The 17,380-nt window shown below is 68.6% G+C and carries 12 protein-coding genes; 7 read left to right on the forward strand and 5 right to left on the reverse strand.

Annotated features, from left to right (window positions below):
* Positions 1-3: 3 nt before the first annotated feature.
* A complete protein-coding gene (locus OG883_RS07815) occupies positions 4-1,188 on the reverse strand; it encodes a serine protease (RefSeq protein WP_266536803.1) in 1,185 nt (394 codons plus the stop codon).
* A 318-nt stretch (positions 1,189-1,506) separates the two neighbouring features.
* Positions 1,507-2,682 carry a serine protease gene (locus OG883_RS07820; protein WP_266536806.1) on the reverse strand — a complete coding sequence of 392 codons (1,176 nt, stop codon included), beginning with the start codon at positions 2,680-2,682 and terminating at the stop codon, positions 1,507-1,509.
* 302 nt (positions 2,683-2,984) lie between these two features.
* Here OG883_RS07820 and OG883_RS07825 point away from each other — a divergent pair, with 302 nt between their 5' ends.
* From OG883_RS07825 to OG883_RS07845, 5 genes are read left to right on the forward strand one after another with little or no spacing between them, the layout of a single operon-like run.
* Positions 2,985-4,361 carry a diaminobutyrate--2-oxoglutarate transaminase family protein gene (locus OG883_RS07825; protein ID WP_266536809.1) on the forward strand — a complete coding sequence of 459 codons (1,377 nt, stop codon included), beginning with the start codon at positions 2,985-2,987 and terminating at the stop codon, positions 4,359-4,361.
* 30 nt (positions 4,362-4,391) lie between these two features.
* The gene (locus tag OG883_RS07830) at positions 4,392-6,293 is read left to right on the forward strand and encodes an IucA/IucC family siderophore biosynthesis protein (RefSeq protein WP_266536811.1); all 1,902 of its coding nucleotides are present in this window, start codon (positions 4,392-4,394) and stop codon (positions 6,291-6,293) included.
* Between the two features lie 41 nt (positions 6,294-6,334).
* Positions 6,335-7,084, forward strand: a complete 750-nt coding sequence (locus OG883_RS07835; RefSeq protein ID WP_266536814.1) for a GNAT family N-acetyltransferase — start codon at positions 6,335-6,337, stop codon at positions 7,082-7,084.
* 59 nt (positions 7,085-7,143) lie between these two features.
* On the forward strand, positions 7,144-9,021 hold the full coding sequence (locus tag OG883_RS07840; protein ID WP_266536816.1) for an IucA/IucC family siderophore biosynthesis protein: 1,878 nt from the start codon (positions 7,144-7,146) through the stop codon (positions 9,019-9,021).
* Positions 9,022-9,073: 52 nt separating this feature from the next.
* Positions 9,074-11,044, forward strand: a complete 1,971-nt coding sequence (locus OG883_RS07845) for an ATP-dependent DNA helicase (protein WP_266536819.1) — start codon at positions 9,074-9,076, stop codon at positions 11,042-11,044.
* Between the two features lie 136 nt (positions 11,045-11,180).
* Here OG883_RS07845 and lexA read toward each other — a convergent pair whose 3' ends face one another.
* Positions 11,181-11,966 carry a transcriptional repressor LexA gene (gene lexA / locus OG883_RS07850; protein WP_142213283.1) on the reverse strand — a complete coding sequence of 262 codons (786 nt, stop codon included), beginning with the start codon at positions 11,964-11,966 and terminating at the stop codon, positions 11,181-11,183.
* Between the two features lie 522 nt (positions 11,967-12,488).
* Here lexA and nrdR point away from each other — a divergent pair.
* The gene (gene nrdR, locus OG883_RS07855) at positions 12,489-13,001 is read left to right on the forward strand and encodes a transcriptional regulator NrdR (RefSeq protein WP_266536822.1); all 513 of its coding nucleotides are present in this window, start codon (positions 12,489-12,491) and stop codon (positions 12,999-13,001) included.
* Positions 13,002-13,171: 170 nt separating this feature from the next.
* Entirely contained in the window at positions 13,172-16,057 is a 2,886-nt protein-coding gene (locus tag OG883_RS07860) for a vitamin B12-dependent ribonucleotide reductase (protein WP_266536825.1), read from the forward strand.
* 81 nt (positions 16,058-16,138) lie between these two features.
* Here the strand turns inward: OG883_RS07860 and OG883_RS07865 are convergent, their stop codons facing one another.
* Together OG883_RS07865 and OG883_RS07870 are read right to left on the reverse strand one after the other, a co-directional pair.
* Entirely contained in the window at positions 16,139-16,558 is a 420-nt protein-coding gene (locus OG883_RS07865) for a nuclear transport factor 2 family protein (protein ID WP_266536828.1), read from the reverse strand.
* A 276-nt stretch (positions 16,559-16,834) separates the two neighbouring features.
* Positions 16,835-17,365, reverse strand: coding sequence for a TerD family protein (locus tag OG883_RS07870; protein WP_266536830.1), 531 nt, complete (start codon positions 17,363-17,365; stop codon positions 16,835-16,837).
* Positions 17,366-17,380 lie beyond the last annotated feature (15 nt).

Below are 17,380 nucleotides of genomic sequence, written 5' to 3' on the forward strand. Positions count from 1 at the left end.
GGCTCAGCGGCCTGCGAACTTGTCGCTCATCATCGTGTAGATCTGCTGGGCGCCCGCGTCCAGGCGCGGACCCGCCAGCCAGCCCGAGGTGACCGGGCCGATGGAGGTGTTGGAGACCAGCGCCAGCTTGCCGTCCGGCTGCTCGGCGAACCAGCCGCCACCGGAGGAACCGCCGGTCATCGTGCAGCCGATGCGCCACATCGTCGGCGTACCGGGAGCGATCGACAGACGGCCGGGACGGTCGACGCACTTGTGCATGATCGCACCGTCGTACGGCGGGGCAGCCGGGTAGCCCCAGGCACCCATCGCGCTGATGTCCTTCGCCTCGGGAGCATCGAACTTGACGTCGAGGGCGACGCCCACCGTCTCCTCCAGAGACTTGGTGCCCTTCTCCGGCTTCACATGCATCACGGCATAGTCGTACGGAGCGCCCGTGCCGCCCGTCGGACCTCCCTGGCTGATCCACTCACCGGAGGTCGAGACCCAGTCGGCCCAGTAGAGGCCGTACGGAGCGACCTCCTGCGGCTGCGCGGTCTCCAGCGCAGCGGGGGACTTGCCCGTGTCGTTGTAGGCGGGGACGAAGGCGATGTTGCGGTACCAGCCGCCCGCCTTACCCGCGTGGACGCAGTGGCCCGCGGTCCACACCATGTTGGACTTGCCTGGGTTCTTGGGGTCCTTGATGACGGTGGCGGAGCAGACCATCGAGCCCTCGGGGGCGTCGAAGAAGACCTTTCCGACCGGCGCCGCGTTCTGGTGGTACGGCTTCTTCTCCGCCACGGCCTGGACCGGGCGGGGCTCCGGGTCGGTGACGTCCTGGTCGCCCGAGATGTCGCCGGCCGCGAGCGTCTTCGTCGGAGCCTTGGCCGTCGTCATCCGCTTCGGCTTCCACAGGCCGTCGATCACCGGGTTGACGAAGTCCTTGGCCTCACGCAGCCATTTGTCCTTGTCCCAGTTCTTCCACTCGCCGTTCTTCCACTTCTCCGGGTCGACACCGTGCTCCTTGAGCTTGTCGGCCAGATCGGCGGGAAGGCCGGCGCCACCGTTGTCCGCACCGCCGTTGTCCGCGGCAGGACTGGAAGAGGCGGCGTCGGCAGCCGCCTTGTCGTCGCTCGGGCCACAGGCCGTCGCCGTCAGCGCGAGGGCCGCGGCGACGCCGGTGGCAGCCAGCAACGGACGTATGGAACGCATGGAAACGATTCCCCCTGAAGTGCTGTGGATATGTGCCATGAACCGTCGTGCATCAGCGTGATGCCATACGCGTGAGGGCCATGAGCGCGATCTGCAGTGCGACCTGCACGGTGCAACTGCGGCGCAATTTGCCATGAGCGTGTCACGCGAAAGGGTGGCCTTCCGGGGCCGCCCCTTGCTGCGGCACCACTCTATGCGGGGCGCGGAGCTGTGCAGTTGAGAAGGGCTCTACCTGCACGGAGTCTCCACGAGGAAGGCGACAGGGGCCCTCGGCCGACCGGCCGCAGGCCCCTGTCCTTCCATCGGTGCGTGCTGTGACTACTGGCCCGCGAACTTCTTGCTGACCGCGTTGTAGACGCCCTTGGCCTCGTCGCCCAGACGCGGGCCGGCCAGCCAGCCGGCCGTCACCGGGCCGATGGAGGTGTTGGACACCAGGGCGGGCTTGCCGTCCTGGCCCTTGGCCACCCAGCCGCCGCCGGAGGAACCGCCGGTCATGGTGCAGCCGATGCGGTACATCGTCGGGTCACTGGCCTTGAGGGACAGCCGGCCCGGCTTGTCGGCGCACTGGAAGAGCTTCTGGCCGTCGAACGGCGGCGCCGCCGGGTAGCCGGTGGCGGTCATGTTGCCGATCTTCGGCACGGCCGGGGCGCTGAAGTCCACCGGAAGCGCCGAACCGACCGTCTCCTCGAGCGACTTGCCGGTCCCGCCCTTCTCGGGGGTCACGTGGATCACGGCGAAGTCGAAGGGAGCGCCCTGGCCGCCGGTCGCGGCACCCTGGGAGATCCACTGCTCGGAGGTCTGCGCCCAGTCGCCCCACCACACGCCGTACGGAGCGACCTGCTCCTTGGGCGCCTTCTCCAGCTCGGGGACGGACAGGGCGCTGTTGTTGTACGACGGCACGAAGGCGATGTTGCGGTACCAGCCGCCGCTCTTGCCGGCGTGCACACAGTGGCCCGCGGTCCACACCATGTTGGACTTGCCGGGGTTGGCCGGGTCCTTCACCACGGTCGCGGAGCAGACCATCGAACCCTGCGGGCCGTCGAAGAAGACCTTGCCGGCCTCGGCGGCGCTGGAGTGGTACGGAGCGTTCACGGCCTGCGCGTCGACGGGCGCGGGCGTCGGGTCGGTGACACCCTCGTCGCCCGAGATGTCGTTGTCGACAGGCTTCTCGGGGGGCTGCTCGGCCTCGCGCATCCGGTCCGGGTCCCAGAGGTCCTCGATGATCGGGTTGACGAAGTCCTTCGCCTCACGCAGCCACTTGTCCCTGTCCCAGTTCTTCCACTCGCCGTCCTTCCACTTGTCCAGGTCGATCCCGCGCTCCTTGAGCCGGTCCTTGAGATCGTCCGGGATGGTGATTTTGCCGTCGGTGGACTGGCTGGCGGGCGCGCTCGGCTTGTCACCCGCGTTGTCCTCGCTCGGACCGCAGGCGGTGGCAGCCAGCGCGAGCACGGCGGCGATGGAGGCCGCTGCCAGCGTCGGGCGAATGGGTCGCATGTCGTGATCCCCCTGGGACTTCAGTGCTTCGGAACCGTCGGAACTGCAGTACTCGTTACTCACCCCGGCCGTGGCGCTCGGAGCCGGGTGCGGCCCCCACTATGCCGGTGCCGATGGGGACGGCGCGCAGCAGGTCCGCGGTTCCGATGGCCGCAAGGATCTTCCGACTGCCCGTGATCCCCGGCTCCCGGCGTCGTTGGTACGTACGGGGGACACGCGGTCAGCCTTCAGCCCTGGCTGGTGGCGATACGAGCGCTGTGCCGATGTGAAACGCAACTGTTACAGCTGGAGGACCAACAGCCGTGGCCGTGACCGAACCTGCTCCGGTGGCGCTGCCCGCCGCGCACGAGGGGATTCTGCGTCGGCAGTCCCTGCGCGAGTCGGCAGCGCGTACGTATGCGCGCTCGCTGCCCATTGTTCCCGTACGGGCCCGAGGGCTGACGATCGAGGGGGCGGACGGGCGGCGGTACCTCGACTGCCTTTCCGGCGCGGGGACTCTGGCGCTCGGGCACAACCACCCCGTTGTCCTGGAAGCAATCAGGAAGGTCATCGACTCGGGTGCACCGCTGCATGTCCTCGACCTCGCGACACCTGTCAAGGACGCGTTCATCACCGAGCTGTTCTCCACGCTGCCGCGGGAGTTCGCCGACAACGCGCGCATCCAGTTCTGCGGACCCGCAGGCACCGACGCGGTCGAGGCGGCCCTCAAGCTCGTCCGCACCGCGACCGGCCGCAGTGGCCTGCTCGCCTTCACCGGCGCCTACCACGGGATGACGGCCGGTGCGCTCGACGCCTCCGGCGGTGCGACGGACGTACGGGTGACCCGGCTGCCCTTCCCCCACGACTACCGCTGCCCCTTCGGCATCGGCGGCGAGCGCGGTGCCGAACTCTCCGCGCGCTGGACCGAGAACCTCCTCGACGACCCCAAGAGCGGCGTTCCCGCACCGGCCGGGATGATCCTGGAACCGGTGCAGGGGGAGGGCGGAGTGATCCCGGCCCCCGACGGGTGGATGCGCAGGGTGCGTGAGATCACGGCGGCTCGCTCCATCCCGCTGATTGCCGACGAGGTGCAGACGGGAGTCGGGCGGACCGGCACTTTCTGGGCGGTCGAGCACAGTGGCGTCGTGCCCGATGTCATGGTGCTCTCCAAGGCGATCGGCGGCTCCCTTCCGCTGGCTGTGATCGTCTACCGGTCCGAACTCGACGCCTGGCAGCCCGGTGCCCATGCCGGCACCTTCCGCGGCAATCAGCTCGCCATGGCGGCGGGCGCCGCCACCCTCGCGTTCGTACGCGAGAACCGGCTCGCCGAACGCGCTGCGACTCTCGGCGCGCGCATGCTGGGACAGCTTCAGGGGCTGGCCGCGGCCCACCCCGGCATCGGAGACGTACGCGGCAGGGGCCTCATGATCGGCATCGAACTCGTCGATCCGGACGCCGCCGCCCCCGACGCCGTGGTCCCGCCGCCCGCACCCGCCTTCGCCGCCGCCGTCCAGCAGGAGTGCCTGAACCGCGGGCTCATCGTCGAACTCGGCGGACGCCAGGCCGGTGTCGTGCGGCTGCTCCCTCCTCTGACTCTCACCGATGAACAGGCGGCGGCTGTCCTCGACCGCTTCGCCGACGCCCTGGCCTCCGCCGAGCGCTCCACGCAACGCCGCACCGACAGCGGGCAGTCGTACTGACCGCGGACAACATCCCAAGGAAGCCCCTCCGTGAACCCCACCCCCGCACCCGATGCGCCCGAGGCCGACGGCCGTTCCACCCCCCACCACCGAGGAGGGTCCGGAACTCTTGGCCCCTTTGCGGTCGAGACGGCGACGGTGCCCCGCCAACAGACGGGGGGCCACGGTGAACAGCACGCCCCCACGGCAATCGGGCTCGCCGGCGCCAGAGCGGCCGAGCTCCTCGACCATCCCGACCCGCACCGCGCGGCGGACGCGGCGGCCGTCGAGAATCTTCTCCGCTGCTGGGTACGGGAGAACAACCTCTCCAGGCCCGACGGAAGTACCCTGCGCATCCCGTTGCACGCCAGCGGCACCGCGCTTCTCGTCCCCGTCCGGTACTGGTCGGCCACCGGATGGCACCGCTTCGGCCTGCCCGCACTGGAGGGAGCGCTGCGCGACGCACCGGGCGCCGATGCCGTCACCGTCGCCGCGCTCATCGGCAGAGAAGCCGGCCAGACCGATGGAGCCGACCTGGTCGGCCGGGTCGCCGACTCCGTACGGCGCACCGCCGGCTTCATCACCGACCGCCGCGAACGCCCCGCCCCGACGCCCGAGGCGGACCTCTTTCTCACCGCCGAGCAGTCACTCCTGCTCGGCCACCCGCTGCACCCGACGCCCAAGAGCCGCGAAGAGCTCTCGGATGCCGAAATCCGGCTTTTCTCCCCCGAGTTGCACGGCTCCTTCCCGCTGCACTGGATGGCCGTGGACCGGTCCGTCATGGCTGCCGAATCTGCGTGGACCGAACAGGGACGCGCCCTGCCCGCCGAACAGCTCACCGCCCGCCTCAGCGGGGACCTCCAGCTCCCCGACCACACAGTCCCTTTGCCGCTGCACCCCTGGCAGGCGCGCGAACTGAAGCACCGCCCTGCCGTCGCCGCCCTCCTCGATGCCGGTCTGCTGCACGACCTCGGTCCTCACGGGGACCCCTGGCACCCCACCTCCTCGGTCCGTACCGTGCACCGTCCCGGCGCACCGGCCATGCTCAAGCTGTCCCTCGGCCTACGCATCACCAACTCCCGTCGTGAGAACCTCCGCAAGGAACTCCACCGCGGCGTCGAGGTTCACCGCCTGCTCCGCACCGGCCTCGCCGAGCAGTGGCGAGCGGCTCACCCCGGCTTCGACATCGTGCGCGACCCCGCCTGGCTCGCCGTCGACACCGCCGACGGCGAACCACTGCCCGGCCTCGACGTCATGCTGCGCCACAATCCGTTCGGCCTCGGCGACGACGCCGTCTGCATCGCGGGACTGACCGCACCCCGTCCCTGGCCCGGTCGCACAGGGATGCATTCGCGTCTCGCCGACATCGTGGACCGACTCGCCGCGCGCACCGGCCGGCCCACCGGTGCGGTCGCAGCCGAGTGGTTCCTGCGCTACCTCGGCCATGTCGTACGCCCTGTGCTGTGGCTGGACGCCGCAGCGGGTATCGCTCTCGAAGCCCACCAGCAGAACACCCTGGTGATTCTCGACCCCGAGGGCTGGCCCGTCGGCGGCCGCTACCGCGACAACCAGGGCTATTACTTCCGCGAGTCCCGCCGCGCGGAACTCGACCGCCGCCTTCCCGGTATCGGCTCGATCAGCGACACCTTCGTGTCCGACGACGTCACCGACGAGCGCTTCGCCTACTACCTCGGCATCAACAACGTCCTCGGTCTGATCGGAGCCTTCGGAGCGCAGCGTCTCGCCGACGAGCGCGTACTCATCGCCGCTTTCCGGCAGTTCCTCACGGCGACTGCCGCCCTCGGCTCGCCACTGCCCGCGCAACTCCTCGAAGCGCCCACCCTGCGGACCAAGGCCAACCTCCTCACCCGGCTGCGCGGCCTCGACGAACTCGTCGGCCCGGTCGACACCCAGTCCGTCTACGTCACCATCACCAACCCCCTTCGTCCCTGAGAGAACACAAGCCGACAGAACTGCGAGAGGAGATCTCCACCGTGCCTCCCACCGATGCGAGCACCGGGACCGGCACCGACGCCGAGACTGGCGCCGGTCTCACCCCCGAGCCCGGCGGGGGCATTGAGGACACCCTGGACCTGAAGCTTCCCGACGAACTCCTCGCGCTGTTCGGGGAGGACGAGCCGGTCCTCGCCCCACAGGCGAACGACACCGTCGGCGGTCTGCTGGACAACCCCGCCTACTGGGGCCCCGTCACCACCCCGGTCGGGGCCTTCCAGCTCGTCCCCGTACGCATCGACCGCGATCTGGCACTGATCAGCCGCTGGATGAACGACCCTGCCGTGGCTGCCTTCTGGGAACTGGCGGGACCCGAGTCCGTCACCGCTGCCCATCTGCTCGCCCAGCTCGACGGCGACGGACGCAGCATCCCCTGTCTCGGGGCACTGAGCGGTGTCCCCATGAGTTACTTCGAGATCTACCGCGCCGACCTCGACCCACTGGCCAGGCACTATCCGGCCCGCCCTCACGACATTGGCCTCCACCTCCTGATCGGCGGCGTCACCGACCGCGGCAAGGGAACAGGATCGACCCTCCTCAAAGCCGTCGCCGACCTCGTTCTCGACAATCGGCCTCGGTGCGCCCGTGTCATCGCCGAACCCGATCTACGCAACACCCCCTCCGTATCAGCCTTCCTGAGCGCCGGCTTCCGCTACTCCGCCGAACTCGACCTCCCCGACAAGCAAGCCGCCCTCATGGTCCGCGACCGCGCCCTTCGCACCGTGTTGTGAACGACCCGCTGCCTTACTTACACCGCTCGACCCGCATCGGTTCCACACGAGGAGTCCCCGTGCCGAAGTCCCCTGTCACCCATGACTCCGCGCAGCCGCCCGCGGTCCCGTTCACCCCGCCCGGGCTGAACCCGCAGGTCTGGGACCGGGCGGCCGGCCGCCTCCTCGCCAAGATGCTCGGTGAGTTCGCGTACGAAGAGATCATCGAGCCGGTCCTCGTCCCGGCCCCCGGCGAACACGGCACCCTCGCGGGCGAACACTGCACTCCGGCGGGCGCCCACGGCACTCCCGCCGATGGCCACTACACCCTCGCGCTCGACGACGACGGCAGCCTGTCCTTCCGGGCCCGGCGCGGGGCGTACGGCAGCTGGCGCGTCGATCCGGACTCCCTCACCTGCCGCGGCCGTCCATTCTCCGACCCGCTGGCCTTCCTCGCCCGGGCGCGCCGTCTCCTCGCCCTCGACGGAGCCACCCTCGGCCATCTGCTGCGCGAGCTGACGATCACCCTCGCCTCCGACACCAGGCTCGATCACAAGGCGCTGACCGCGGCCGAGCTCGCCGACCTCGGCTACGCCGAACTCGAAGGCCATCAGACCGGACACCCCTGGCTCGTCCTCAACAAGGGCCGCATCGGCTTCTCCGCCATCGACACCGCACTCTGGTCACCCGAGGCCCGCAGAGCAGCCAGCCTCCCGTGGATCGCGGTCAGCACCACCCTCGCGGCCTATCGCGGAGTCGCCGGCCTTGCCGACCCCGAGGACCTGTACGCCCGCGAACTGGACGCTCCGGCACGCGAGTCCTTCGCCGCCGCGCTGCGCGCCAGGGGCCTCGACCCCGACACGTATCTCTTCCTCCCCGTTCACCCCTGGCAGTGGGACGAGGTGCTCCTGCCCCTGTTCGCCCCCGCCATCGCCCACGGGGACATCGTTCCCCTGCCCCCCGACGGCGACATGCGACTGCCTCAGCAGTCCATCCGTACGTTCGTGAATCTGGACCGCCCCGACCGGCACACCCTCAAGCTGCCGCTGTCCATCCTCAACACCCTGGTCTGGCGCGGCCTCCCCACCGAACGAACCCTCGCCGCCCCCGCCGTCACCGCCTGGGTGCACGGCCTGCGCGACGGGGATCCCTTTCTGCGCGACGAGTGCGGCGTGATCCTCCTCGGTGAGGTCGCCTCCGTCACCGTCGAGCACCCCCTCTACGACCACCTCCCCGAGGTGCCGTACCAGTACAGGGAACTCCTCGGCGCGATCTGGCGCGAGCCGCTGCAGCCCCGCCTCGCCCCCGGCGAGTGCGCCCGCACACTCGCTTCGCTCCTCCACACGGACCCGCAGGGCCGTGCCTTCACCGCAGAGCTGGTCGCCCGTTCCGGAGTCACCCCCACGGTCTGGCTCCAGCGGCTCTTCTCTGCCCTGCTGCCCCCGCTGCTGCACTACCTCTACCGCTACGGCACTGTCTTCTCCCCGCACGGCGAGAACGCCATCGTCGTGTACGACGACCAGGACGTTCCGGTTCGTCTCGCGATCAAGGACTTCGTCGACGATGTGAACGTCAGCGCCCAGCCCCTGCCCGAACACGACGCGATGCCCGACGACGTACGGGCGATCCTGCTCAGCGAGGAGCCCGCCTTTCTCACGCAGTTCATCCACTCGGGGCTCTTCGTGGGAGTGTTCCGTTTCCTCGCACCGCTCTGCGAGGAGCAACTGGGCGTACCGGAGGAACAGTTCTTCTCGCTCGTACGGGCGGAGATTCTGCGCCATCAGGCCCGTTTCCCGGAGCTCAAGGACCGCTTCGAGATGTTCGACCTGCTCACACCGCGTATCCAGCGCCTCTGTCTCAACCGCAACCGGCTCCATCTCGACGGCTACCGTGACCGTCCCGAGCGGCCCCACGCTGCCGTCCACGGCACCGTCCCCAACCCCCTGGGGCCCTCCTGATGAGCCGGTGTGTGGTCGCGTTGTCAGTGGTGCCCCGTAGGGTGGACGGGCTATGACGAAGCCATCCCTCCCCGAGCTCCTGCACGCCGCCGTGACCGCCGTCGGCGGTGTGGAGCGGCCCGGCCAGGTCACCATGGCCGAGGCCGTCGCCGAAGCCGTCGACGACAATTCCCATCTCCTGGTCCAGGCCGGTACCGGCACCGGAAAGTCTCTCGGCTATCTGGTCCCCGCCCTGGCGCACGGGGAGCGCGTCGTCGTGGCCACGGCCACCCTCGCCCTGCAGCGCCAGCTCGTGGAGCGTGATCTTCCGCGTACGGTCGACGCGCTGCATCCGCTGCTGCGCCGCAGGCCCGAATTCGCCATGCTCAAGGGGCGTTCCAACTACCTCTGTCTGCACCGCCTGCACGAGGGCGTTCCACAGGAAGAGGAGGACGGCCTCTTCGACCAGTTCGAGGCCGCCGCACCCACCAGTAAGCTCGGTCAGGATCTGCTGCGGATGCGCGACTGGTCCGACGACACCGAGACCGGGGACCGCGACGATCTGACCCCCGGGGTATCCGACCGGGCCTGGGCGCAGGTCTCCGTCTCCTCCCGTGAGTGTCTCGGCGCATCGAAATGCGCGTATGGCGCGGAATGCTTCGCCGAAGCCGCCCGCGAGCGTGCCAAGCTCGCCGATGTCGTTGTCACCAATCACGCACTTCTCGCGATCGACGCCATCGAGGGTGCCCCGGTGCTCCCGCAGCACGAGGTGCTGATCGTCGACGAGGCCCATGAGCTGGTCTCCCGGGTCACCGGCGTCGCCACCGGCGAGCTCACTGCCGGCCAGGTCAACCGTGCTGTGCGCCGCGCCGCCAAGCTGGTCAACGAGAAGGCCGCGGACTCACTGCAGACCGCTGCCGAGACCTTCGAGCGGCTGATGGAGCTTGCGCTCCCCGGCCGGCTCGAAGAGATCCCCGAGGATCTTGGGTATGCACTGATGGCGCTGCGCGATGCGGCCCGCACTGTCATCTCGGCCCTCGGCTCCACACGGGACAAGTCCGTCCAGGACGAGGACGCCGTACGCAAGCAGGCCGTCGCAGCCGTCGAGAACATTCATGATGTCGCCGAGCGCATCACGCAGGGCTCCGAGTACGACGTCGTCTGGTACGAGCGCCACGACCGTTTCGGTGCCTCCCTGCGAGTGGCTCCGCTCTCCGTCTCCGGGCTGCTGCGCGAGAAGCTCTTCGCCGAACGCTCGGTGGTGCTGACCTCCGCCACGCTCAAGCTCGGCGGCGACTTCAACGGGGTGGGCGCGTCGCTCGGCCTGGCCCCGGAAGGAACGGCCGACGAGGACGTCCCGCAGTGGAAGGGACTCGACGTCGGCTCGCCCTTCGACTATCCCAAGCAGGGCATCCTCTATGTCGCCCGCCACCTGGCGACGCCCGGCCGCGAAGGGTCCCGCGGCGACATGATGGATGAACTCGCCGATCTGGTGGAGGCGGCAGGGGGCCGCACGCTCGGCCTCTTCTCCTCCATGAGAGCCGCCCAGGCCGCGGCCGAGGAGCTGCGCGGCAGGCTCGACAAGCCGATCCTGCTCCAGGGTGAGGAGACCCTCGGCGAGCTGATCAAGACGTTCGCCGGTGACCAGGAGACCTGCCTGTTCGGCACGCTCTCCCTCTGGCAGGGCGTCGATGTGCCGGGAGCCAGCTGTCAGCTGGTGGTGATGGACCGGATCCCCTTCCCCCGCCCCGATGATCCGCTGATGAGTGCCCGCCAGAAGGCGGTGGAGGAGGCAGGCGGCAATGGCTTCATGGCCGTCGCCGCAACGCATGCGGCCCTGCTGATGGCCCAGGGCGCGGGCCGTCTCGTGCGGGCCACTGGCGACCGCGGGGTCGTCGCCGTACTCGACCCTCGGTTGGCCAATGCGCGGTACGGCAGCTATCTGCGGGCCTCGCTGCCCGACTTCTGGTACACAACGGACCGTAACCAGGTGCGGCGCTCGCTGTCTGCGATCGATGCTGCTGCCAAGGCGGACGGCAGGTAACTCACCCGGACCTATGGCCCTGTAACCCCAGCAGTCACCAGGCAGGGAGCGGCAGGCAGGGGGCATGGAGGCGACATGGCAGGGCCCCGGGACCGGCGCAGTGGGTCCCGGGGCCCGGCCAGAGCCGGCGGGTCTGTCACACCCGCCGCAGCACCGCCACCACCTTGCCGAGGATCGTCGCCTCGTCACCGGGAATGGGCTGGTACGCAGCGTTGTGCGGGAGCAGCCATACATGGCCGTTCTCCCGCTTGAAACGCTTGACCGTGGCCTCGCCGTCCAGCATGGCGGCCACGATGTCGCCGTTCTCCGCGACGGGCTGGCGGCGCACGGTCACCCAGTCCCCGTCGCAGATCGCGGCTTCGATCATTGAGTCGCCGACGACCTTCAGTACGAACAGCTCGCCGTCGCCGACCAGCTGGCGGGGGAGCGGGAACACATCCTCGACCGACTCCTCGGCGAGGATCGGACCGCCGGCCGCGATCCGGCCGACCAGCGGTACGTACGACGCGGCGGGCTTGCCGGTCGTGTCGGTCGGCTGAGTGCTGGGCTGGTCGGAGCCGCGCACTTCGTAGGCCCTGGGCCGGTGGGGGTCCCTGCGCAGGAAACCCTTGCGCTCCAGCGCCATCAGCTGATGGGCGACGGAGGACGTGCTGGACAGCCCGACCGCCTGACCGATCTCGCGCATCGACGGCGGGTATCCCCGACGCTGCACGGAGTCACGGATCACCTCAATGACACGCCGCTGCCGATCCGTGAGTCCGGAGCTGTCGGCCCGGATCCCTGGAGGTCGGCCGGGCAGCGAACGCGTGGGCTTGGGACCCTCGGGGGTCGTGGCTGCGTCATTCATGGCATGCACCGGCTCGAATCGGTTCTGGGAGCGGTCCTGGGCAGTGATGGTGGCACTGTCTGCGGTGGTGGTCACGTCGGCCCCTCTCGAATGGTCTCCCTAGCTGGACAACGGTAGTTGGTTTCGAAAGGTTGCGCCAAACACACGTTCGAGTGAAAAATCGCAGATTGCCTGACGTGGGCTTCTGGCTGGGTGTATGTGCGAACGATCGGATCGCAAGGCAATTCGGGCCATTACGGTAGCCTTCACTGCCGGGCTGCAGTGGGGCGGGGTGATTCCCAGTCTGGCATCCGGGGACCCCAAAGCTGCGGAGCCGCGCGACTCCGTACCCTCGTGGCCGGTCCGGCGCCGCTCGCGCACCGCGCCCGTACGGCCGTTGGGTCATCGGCCCCGCGCTCCCGCCACGCGACACGCGCTGAGAGCCCAAAGTGCGGCCAAACCCCCAGATCTAGTGGTTGGATTGTGTCCGCCGCCCACAAGTTGTGGTCCCCGGTCTTTCAAGGCCCCGGCCATCGCCTATGCTTGGGGCTGCTTCGAAGGGGCCTCGACCGGCCCGTCGAGGCTATTCAGTCGTGCTGTGAAGGAGGGTTGGGAGCCATGCACTGCCCCTTCTGCAGGCACCCCGACAGCCGCGTCGTCGACAGTCGCACCACCGACGACGGAACGTCGATCAGGCGTCGCCGGCAGTGCCCCGACTGCTCCCGTCGCTTCACGACGGTGGAAACCGCCTCGCTGATGGTGATCAAGCGCAGCGGAGTGACCGAACCCTTCAGCCGTACCAAGGTCATCTCCGGCGTGCGCAAGGCGTGCCAGGGGCGGCCGGTCACCGAGGACGCCCTCGCCAAGCTCGGCCAGCGGGTCGAGGAGGCGGTGCGCGCCACCGGCAGCGCCGAGCTGACCACCCATGACGTGGGTCTGGCCATACTCGGCCCCCTGCAGGAACTCGACCTCGTCGCCTACCTGCGCTTCGCGTCCGTGTACCGGGCGTTCGATTCACTCGAAGACTTCGAGGCCGCCATCGCGGAGCTCCGCGAGCAGCGGCCTCCCGCAGAGGAATGCGGGACCGGCGAGACCCATCAGGTCCCCGTTCCCGCCACCGCCGCCGACTGAGCGACACCGGCTGAGCGGATCGGGCCCGCCCCGTCGGCCCGCCGGTCGTCAGCAGGGCGGCAAAAGACCTGTCACGGGCGCTGTACGCGGCGCCCGGGCATCAGACACAGACTGTGCCACGGGAAGATCTGGGCACTTCAGGGCGTTTTTGCCCATGTATGGGAGGCGGCATGACCGAGACGACGAGCGGCCCGGCACGAGGTTCCCGCGCCAAGGGATCCAAGGCGAGCAAGGGCCTGCGTATCGAGCGAATCCACACGACCCCCGGCGTGCATCCGTACGACGAGGTGGTCTGGGAGCGCCGTGACGTCGTCATGACCAATTGGCGCGACGGCTCGGTCAACTTCGAGCAGCGTGGCGTCGAGTTCCCCGACTTCTGGTCGGTGAACGCGGTCAACATCGTCACCAGCAAGTACTTCCGCGGGGCCGTCGGCACCCCGCAGCGCGAGACCGGTCTCAAGCAGCTCATCGACCGGATTGTGAAGACGTACCGGAAGGCCGGTGAGGACTACAACTACTTCGCCTCGCCCGCCGACGCCGAGATCTTCGAGCACGAGCTGGCGTACGCCCTCCTGCACCAGATCTTCAGTTTCAACTCGCCGGTGTGGTTCAACGTGGGCACGCCCCAGCCGCAGCAGGTCTCCGCCTGCTTCATCCTGGCCGTCGACGACTCCATGGAGTCGATCCTCGACTGGTACAAGGAAGAGGGCATGATCTTCAAGGGCGGCTCCGGTGCCGGCCTGAACCTCTCCCGTATCCGCTCCTCCAAGGAGTTGCTCTCCTCCGGCGGCAACGCGTCGGGCCCGGTCTCCTTCATGCGCGGTGCCGACGCGTCTGCAGGAACGATCAAGTCGGGCGGCGCCACCCGCCGCGCGGCAAAGATGGTCATCCTCGACGTAGACCACCCCGACATCGAGAACTTCATCGAGACCAAGGTGAAGGAAGAGGAGAAGATCCGCGCCCTGCGTGACGCGGGCTTCGACATGGACCTGGGCGGCGACGACATCACGTCCGTCCAGTACCAGAACGCCAACAACTCGGTCCGGGTGAATGACGAGTTCATGAAGGCCGTCGAGTCCGGCGGCAAGTTCGGACTGCGCGCCCGGATGACCGGCGACGTCATCGAAGAGGTCGAGGCCAAGTCCCTCTTCCGCAAGATGGCCGAGGCCGCCTGGGCCTGCGCCGACCCCGGCATTCAGTACGACGACACCATCAACCACTGGCACACCTGCCCGGAGTCCGGCCGGATCAACGGCTCGAACCCGTGCAGCGAGTACATGCACCTGGACAACACCTCGTGCAACCTGGCCTCGCTGAACCTGATGAAGTTCCTCAAGGACGACAGCGAGGGCCACCAGTCCTTCGAGGTCGAGCGCTTCGCCAAGGTCGTCGAGCTGGTCATCACCGCGATGGACATCTCGATCTGTTTCGCGGACTTCCCGACCCAGAAGATCGGCGAGAACACCCGCGCCTACCGTCAGCTGGGCATCGGCTACGCCAACCTCGGCGCCCTGCTGATGGCCACAGGTCACGCCTACGACTCCGACGGCGGCCGCGCGCTCGCCGGCGCCATCACCTCCCTGATGACCGGCACGTCGTACCGGCGCTCCGCCGAGCTTGCCGCGGTTGTCGGTCCGTACGACGGCTACGCCCGCAACGCCGAGCCGCACCAGCGCGTGATGAAGCAGCACGCCGATGCCAACGCCGTGGCCGTCCACGTGGACGACCTGGACAGCCCGGTCTGGGCCGCCGCCACTGAGGCCTGGCAGGACGTCATCCGCCTCGGCGCCAAGAACGGCTTCCGCAACGCCCAGGCCTCGGTCATCGCGCCCACCGGCACCATCGGTCTCGCGATGTCCTGCGACACCACCGGCCTCGAGCCCGACCTTGCCCTGGTCAAGTTCAAGAAGCTGGTCGGCGGCGGCTCGATGCAGATCGTCAACGGCACCGTCCCGCAGGCCCTGCGCCGGCTGGGCTACCAGGAGGAGCAGATCGAGGCGATCGTCGCCCACATCGCCGACCACGGCAATGTGATCGACGCCCCCGGTCTGAAGACCGAGCACTACGAGGTCTTCGACTGCGCCATGGGTGAGCGCTCCATCTCCGCGATGGGCCACGTCCGCATGATGGCGGCCATTCAGCCGTGGATCTCCGGTGCGCTGTCCAAGACGGTGAACCTGCCGGAGACCGCCACCGTCGAGGACGTCGAGGAGGTCTACTTCAAGGCGTGGAAGATGGGTGTCAAGGCGCTCGCGATCTACCGCGACAACTGCAAGGTCGGCCAGCCCCTCTCCGCGAAGAAGAAGGAAGCGGAGAAGGCCGAGGTCACCGAGAAGGCCGAGGAGACGATCCGGGCCGCGGTCGAGAAGGTCGTCGAGTACCGTCCCGTCCGCAAGCGCCTCCCGAAGGGCCGTCCCGGCATCACCACCTCCTTCACCGTGGGCGGCGCCGAGGGCTACATGACCGCCAACTCGTACCCGGACGACGGTCTCGGCGAGGTCTTCCTGAAGATGTCGAAGCAGGGCTCCACCCTCGCGGGCATGATGGACGCCTTCTCCATCGCCGTATCGGTGGGTCTGCAGTACGGCGTCCCGCTGGAGACGTACGTCTCGAAGTTCACCAACATGCGCTTCGAGCCGGCCGGTATGACGGACGACCCGGACGTGCGGATGGCGCAGTCGATCGTCGACTACATCTTCCGCCGCCTGGCGCTGGACTTCCTGCCCTTCGAGACGCGCTCGGCGCTCGGCATTCACTCGGCCGAAGAGCGCCAGCGGCACCTGGAGACGGGTTCGTACGAGCCCTCCGACGACGAGATGGACGTCGAGGGCCTGGCCCAGTCTGCGCCTCGTCAGCAGGAGCCCCTGAAGGCCGTCGTCGCCCCCAAGGCGGAGGTTCCGGCTCCGAAGCAGGCGCACACCTCGGCGGAGCTTGTCGAGATGCAGCTGGGCATCAGCGCGGACGCTCCGCTGTGCTTCTCCTGCGGGACGAAGATGCAGCGGGCCGGCTCCTGCTACATCTGCGAAGGATGCGGCTCGACCAGCGGCTGCAGCTGAAACTGAGCGCCCCTTGGGCGTGAAGTAACTGCTCGGAGTGGGGAGTCGGCGAAACGCCGGCTCCCCACTCGGCAGCCATGGCTATCGGGGCTTCATGTCGCCCGGTTCCCCCAGCGTTCTGGCTATCAGGTCGGTATCGCAGTATTCGGTCAGTGCTTGCAGTTTTCCGTCTTTGATCTGGCAAACCCAGCAGTACGTGTTGTTGTAGGGCTTCCCGTCCACGGTTGTGGCGCGGCCGCTGCACTCAACCACCACGTAGTCGTCGGCGGCGATGAAGCGTTGTGGGGTGTTCGTGTATCTGTCTGTGAACTGGGCGAGCAGTGGACGAAAGAGCTCGTCGAGGACGGCCTGTTTGCCTTCGTAAGTTCCGGACCACTTCGTCGTGCCGATGATCGTCCAGCGAAAATCGTCGGCGAGACTCTCGGCGAGTGGGCGGCCGTCTCCCTTCACCAGCGCGGCGAAGATGCGCCGCATCAGTCGTGTGCCCTCGGTATCGCTCATGGCTGCTCCGTCGCTTCGCGCCTCAAGTCCGGCCTGCCATTCAACAGGCCGGGGTGCTGTCTCGGGCGGCGTTCGCTGCGACAGGCCGAGCAGAATGACCGAGCCGTAGGGCGAGGAATGGAGCACGTCCGGAACGAGTGCTCTCCGCCAGTAAACTGACCTCCCCTCGGGCGTGAAGCAGCGGTCGCGGCGGGGAGCCGGCGGAATGCCGGCTCCCCGTTCTGCTGTCGACTGCCGGCGCTTCGCGTCGCCGCGTTCCCCCAGCTTCCCGCGTGCTCAGTAAGTACTGCTGCCCATCACCGCGACGAAGGCCTGCGGGTCGGCGTCGAATCCGCGGACGATCTCACGGAATTCCCACTCGCCCGCCCCGCTCCGGGTGAACTCGCCGACGACCGCGGCGGTCGATCCGGAGACACTGGCGAAGTCGTACTGCGCCAGCTCCGTGTGCCCCTCAAGAACCCGCACGAGGGTGTTCCCTATGTCGCCGAACACTTTCCGGCCGTCCCGCTGTTGGATGACCACGCCCACGACGACCCGCCCGTAGGCGGTCGCCAGCCGGTCGAACTCCAAGGTCATGACCTCGTCGGAGCCGAAGCCCTGACCGGTACGGCTGTCCCTGGTCAGGATGATGGTGCCGTCGGGCGAACGGCTGTCGAAGTGCACGACGTACGAGGGCTCGCCCTGAGGGGCGTCCGCCTGGTACGTCGCGGCGACGATGTCGAGATCATGGGCCGACTCGCCCAGGGGGCTGGGATCCCACCTGAGTGTCACCTCGGCCTTCCGGACCCCCTTGTTGATACTGCTCACCGGATTCCCCTTCCC

Source organism: Streptomyces sp. NBC_01142, from assembly GCF_026341125.1.
Taxonomy (GTDB): Bacteria; Actinomycetota; Actinomycetes; order Streptomycetales; family Streptomycetaceae; genus Streptomyces.